5 protein-coding genes and 1 pseudogene are annotated in these 4,454 nt (G+C 58.9%); 3 read left to right on the top strand and 3 right to left on the bottom strand.

Annotation, left to right across the window (positions count from 1 at the left end):
• On the bottom strand, positions 1-211 hold a 211-nt coding region (locus HX846_RS31775; RefSeq protein WP_178966920.1), incomplete at its 3' end, for an MOSC N-terminal beta barrel domain-containing protein.
• Positions 212-250: 39 nt separating this feature from the next.
• Positions 251-1,186 carry a chemotaxis protein CheV gene (locus tag HX846_RS31770; RefSeq protein ID WP_008430676.1) on the bottom strand — a complete coding sequence of 312 codons (936 nt, stop codon included), beginning with the start codon at positions 1,184-1,186 and terminating at the stop codon, positions 251-253.
• A 550-nt stretch (positions 1,187-1,736) separates the two neighbouring features.
• Here HX846_RS31770 and HX846_RS31765 point away from each other — a divergent pair.
• From HX846_RS31765 to HX846_RS31755, 3 genes are all read left to right on the top strand, one after another.
• Positions 1,737-2,180, top strand: coding sequence for a hypothetical protein (locus HX846_RS31765; RefSeq protein ID WP_003219767.1), 444 nt, complete (start codon positions 1,737-1,739; stop codon positions 2,178-2,180).
• Positions 2,181-2,499: 319 nt separating this feature from the next.
• Positions 2,500-3,393, top strand: coding sequence for a sensor histidine kinase (locus HX846_RS31760; protein ID WP_178966919.1), 894 nt, complete (start codon positions 2,500-2,502; stop codon positions 3,391-3,393).
• A complete protein-coding gene (locus HX846_RS31755; protein ID WP_003219763.1) occupies positions 3,390-4,049 on the top strand; it encodes a response regulator transcription factor in 660 nt (219 codons plus the stop codon). The genes HX846_RS31760 and HX846_RS31755 overlap by 4 nt, the downstream gene beginning before the upstream one ends.
• Here HX846_RS31755 and HX846_RS31750 read toward each other — a convergent pair.
• A pseudogene (locus HX846_RS31750) lies at positions 4,033-4,454 on the bottom strand (lipid kinase YegS); the annotation flags it as partial. The gene HX846_RS31755 and the pseudogene HX846_RS31750 overlap by 17 nt on opposite strands.

The following is a 4,454-nucleotide window of genomic DNA, read 5'->3' as shown; positions in this document are numbered from 1 at the left end:
TCAAGGTCAGGCCACCGGCGCTGTTCCACAGCGCCGAGAGCTGGCTCATCCTGGCCACGGCGCGCTGGGTCAGGAAACGCCCGCTGGCCTCGTCCACCAACATCCAGCGTCGATCCCCGTCGAGCCCGAGTGTGTCCAGGCCGATCTGCTGCAAGGATTCACCCTTGCCGGACTTCAAGGGGTATCGGTACAACGCGCTGAGACGAAGCATGGGCCTGCATTCCTGAGGGACAAAGCCGTCACCCTAAGCTCAAGCCGGGACTTCGTCCAGCATCAGGCGCTGACGTACCACGTCCACCAACTTGTCGGGCTGGAACTTGGAGAGGAAGTTGTCGCAACCGACCTTCTTCACCATCGAGTCGTTGAAGCTGCCGGACAACGACGTATGCAGCACCACGTACAGGCTGCGCAGGCGCGGGTCGTTGCGAATCTCGGTGGTCAGGCGGTAGCCGTCCATCTCGGGCATTTCAGCGTCGGTGAAGATCATCAACAGCTTGTCGGTCATCACCTGGCCACTGTCGGCCCAGGCCTTGAGCATGTTCAGTGCCTTGAGGCCGTCGCTGGCAATGTGCATCTTCACCCCCAACTGTCCGAGGGTGTCACGCAGTTGCGAGAGGGCGACGTTGGAGTCATCCACCAGCAGCACTTCGCGGCCGCGGGCGCGTTCCAGCACCGGGTCTTCAAGTTTCTCGCGAGAAACCTTGGCGTTGTAGGGCACGATTTCGGCGAGGACTTTTTCCACGTCGATGATTTCCACCAACTGGTCATCGACCTTGCTGATGGCCGTCAGGTAATGCTGGCGCCCGGCACTTGCCGGCGGCGGCAGGATCGCCTCCCAGTTCATGTTGACGATGCGGTCGACGCCGCCCACCAGGAACGCCTGCACCGAGCGGTTGTACTCGGTGACGATAATGGTGCTGTTGGGGCCCGGAATCAGCGGACGCATGCCAATCGCCTGGGACAGGTCGATCACCGGCAACGTCTGCCCACGCAGGTTGACCACGCCGCAGACAAATGGGTGGCGCTGGGGCATCAGGGTCAACTTGGGCAGTTGCAGCACTTCCTGCACCTTGAACACGTTGATCGCGAACAGCTGCCGCCCGGCCAGGCGAAACATGAGGATCTCCAGGCGATTCTCACCCACCAATTGTGTGCGTTGATCTACCGTGTCGAGAATGCCGGCCATTAAAGACTCCTGGGGTTTAGCGGATGGATAGTGCTGGTCACTGAAGCAGGTTATCGGCGGCAAACGCCGGACCTTGACCCCCCACTAAAATGCCATGCAAATCCATTGATGTCACACTGACATCATGCTTTACTGAACCCGCTTCAACGCAAGGCTCATCACCACCGCCGCGTGACCGCAAAGTCTGCGCGAGGTTCCGCTATGTAAGGGATTCCCCTATCCACAATCAGGACCAACCTGATATTCGCGATATCTAATAGCCATTAATGTGACGCCATTCTCATTGCATGAATGGAGTCAGGCTTTTGTTTGCTATCGCAAGCCCACGGCCAACGGATCATCCAGTGGCTTATGTACTGGCACCCAAAGAAGTTGTGCGAATGCCCCTGGAAATTGTGGGGTACTCGCACGACGGTCGTCATTCAAATAAATTTCCTACTGAAAAGTCGGAACGGGCCTACAGATATTCGTCATATTTCAGCGGTAGTTTTACGCCATTCAACCGGTGCAACATCTCATCATCCGATCGTATGTTCTGGAGACTTGTGTGATGAACGACGGCAAAGAGTGGCAACTTGCACTTCCCGAGTTCCTCCTCGAAGCGGAAATGTTGCTGGCCAAGTCTGAAGAATGCTTGAGCCACCTGCATTTGATCCGCAACGACAGTGACGCGATCGACTGCATGAAAACCAACCTGATCAAGCTCGCGGAAAAATCCGAAGCCCTGGCCCTGAGGGCGATCAGCGAGTTCTCACGGCATATCCAGTACCTGATCAGCAACGCCGCCAGCCCCCTGCAACTGCATGACGAAGCACTTGATGCACTGCACAACTGCCTCACCCTGCTGGCCTGGCAACTGGAGTTGATCGACACAAAAACCGGCAAGCTCGGCCTGGATGAAACGGAACAAACCGTGTTGATCGCCACCGTTGTCCAACACATCCCCCAAAGCGATTTCGGCTATAAGCAACAACACAGGCCTTACGCTATTTGAGGCTTCTTCGCATTTAAGCGACAAAAATGTCGCATTCAATTGCCTGATTATCTAAAAACGACACCACAACTATTTATGCATCACGACGTCGTTAGCAGAAAAATATCAATAAGCCACTAACGACAATACTGATACAAAACAACTTCAATGATACAACTTCCCCACTCGTTGAACTCCGGGACTACCTTCCGGGACGCTGCCGTGATTAATACGCCTCATCCCGCTCGGCGCCAGGCGACCAACGGTAATAGTGGTGGTACCATGCCCCGCTCGAAGTGACTCAACTTCATGATGCATATAAACGTGAAATGCGCCTCCTATGTACGCCAGCCTGAAGTCACTCATCGCAAGGTCCGTGTCCCGAAGCAATGCACGCTGGATAACCCTCGCGCTATGCCTGTGCGCGTGCCTGCTCAGCCTTGGGGCTTATGCACACTCGGCCGATCTTCCCCTGGCGCTGTTGTCAGTGAACCTGGCCACCCTGCTGGTGGTGGGCTTGCAACAGTGGCGCTCACGCAAGTCCATCAAGTTCCAGCCCCAGGAGTTGGCCGACCGCCTGTTGCAGGTCCAGGAAAACGAACGTCATCGCCTCAGCCGCGAACTGCACGACGATATCGGCCAACTGTTGACCGCCGCCAAGCTGCAAAGTGAATGGCTCAAGCGCCGTCTTCCGGAAAACCTGCAGGGCCACTGTGCGGTGCTGTGCAACACCCTCAACGAAACCCTGGCCAAGGTGCAGGACGTGTCGGCCATCCTCAACCCCCGGCAACTGGCGAGCCTGGGCCTTGAGGCGAGCCTGCGGGCGCATCTGCTCAAGACCCTGGAAAACACCCGGGTAAGCTGGAGCCTGGAATGCCATCAACGGCTGACCGGCATCCCGGAAGAGATGGCTGTTGCCGCCTTTCGCATTACCCAGGAAGCCGTCACCAACATGCTGCGCCATGCCCAGGCACGTAACCTGCTGGTACGCCTGCAACGCCTGCCCGAAGGCCTGTCACTGTTTATCAGCGATGACGGCCAGGGCTTTTCGCCCGCCATCAACCCCGCCCAGGAAGGCCAGCGGGGCATGGCCGGGATGTCCGAGCGGATTGATCAACTGGGAGGCACATTGTCGGTCAATAGCCAGCCAGGCTCCGGGACGAGGATCGAAGCGCTTTTCCCCTGGGCGCCCCGCGCCCTCGAACGGGCCAACCCCCATAAGGTTCTAGAGTGACGTGCAACTTACTCCTGGTGGATGACCACTCCCTGATCAGGGCCGGCGTGCGTGCGCTGGTCATGGATATTCCCGGCTACGCGGTGATCGGTGAAGCGAGCGACGGCGCGCAGTTGCTGGAGCGGTTTGACGCGCTGCAACCCGACATCGTGCTGCTTGACCTGTCGATGAAGCACACCGGCGGGCTCGATGCATTGAAAGACCTCAAGCGCGCCTACCCGAAGAGCAAGGTGCTGATCCTGTCGATGCACACCGACCCGGAGCTGATCATGTGCGCGCTGGAGTCCGGCGCCCATGGCTACCTGCTCAAGGACACCACGGCCAATGAGCTGGAGCACGCGCTGCTGGCGTTGCGCAACAACGAACGCTACCTCAGCCCGGCAATCGCCCATACGGTGATCAACCAGGCGCTGATCCGCAATCAGGCCCAGGTCAACCCGCCGCCCCACAGCCACAACCTGACGGCACGCCAGTTGGAAATCCTGCGCTTGATCGTGCGCGGCAAGTCCACCCGTGAAATCGCCAATGGCCTGGGTCTGAGCATCAAGACCGTGGAAGCCCACCGCTCGCAGATCATGAAGCGCCTGCAGATTTTCGACGTGGCGGGCCTGGTGCTGTTCGCAGTGCGCGAACAGATCATCAGCCTTGACGATTAGTCAGCAACGGTGAGTCCTCCGGCAGATGCACCCGCAGTGCCTGGGGCAAGGCCGAGAAGTGCAAGTCGTCACCCTGGAGTGGTTCGCCGTCGAGGTTGATCGCCAGCCCTTCGGCGACCTTGATTTCGACCCACGGCAAGCGCGCCCGCACAAACATATTGTCCAGGCCCCAGCCGTCCGTCATCAGGTTGCGCAGGGTGCCGACCACTTCCTGCGGCGCCGGCAAGATGCTGATATCCAACAAACCATCATCGGCCAGGGCGCCGGGGCACAGCACGTGGCCACCACCGGCCTGGCGCCCGTTGCCGATGCCCAGGGCCAGCAGCTCGCCGCGCCAGTGAAAGTCAGGGCCCTGCAATTCACCGTAGGCCGCGCGCAACTCGCTGAAGCGTGACAGGCCGGTAA

This window comes from Pseudomonas sp. K5002, assembly GCF_013386655.1.
Classification (GTDB): Bacteria; Pseudomonadota; Gammaproteobacteria; order Pseudomonadales; family Pseudomonadaceae; genus Aquipseudomonas.
The sequence above is the reverse complement of the archived record's forward strand: the minus strand, read 5'-3'. Positions and strand labels throughout refer to the sequence as shown.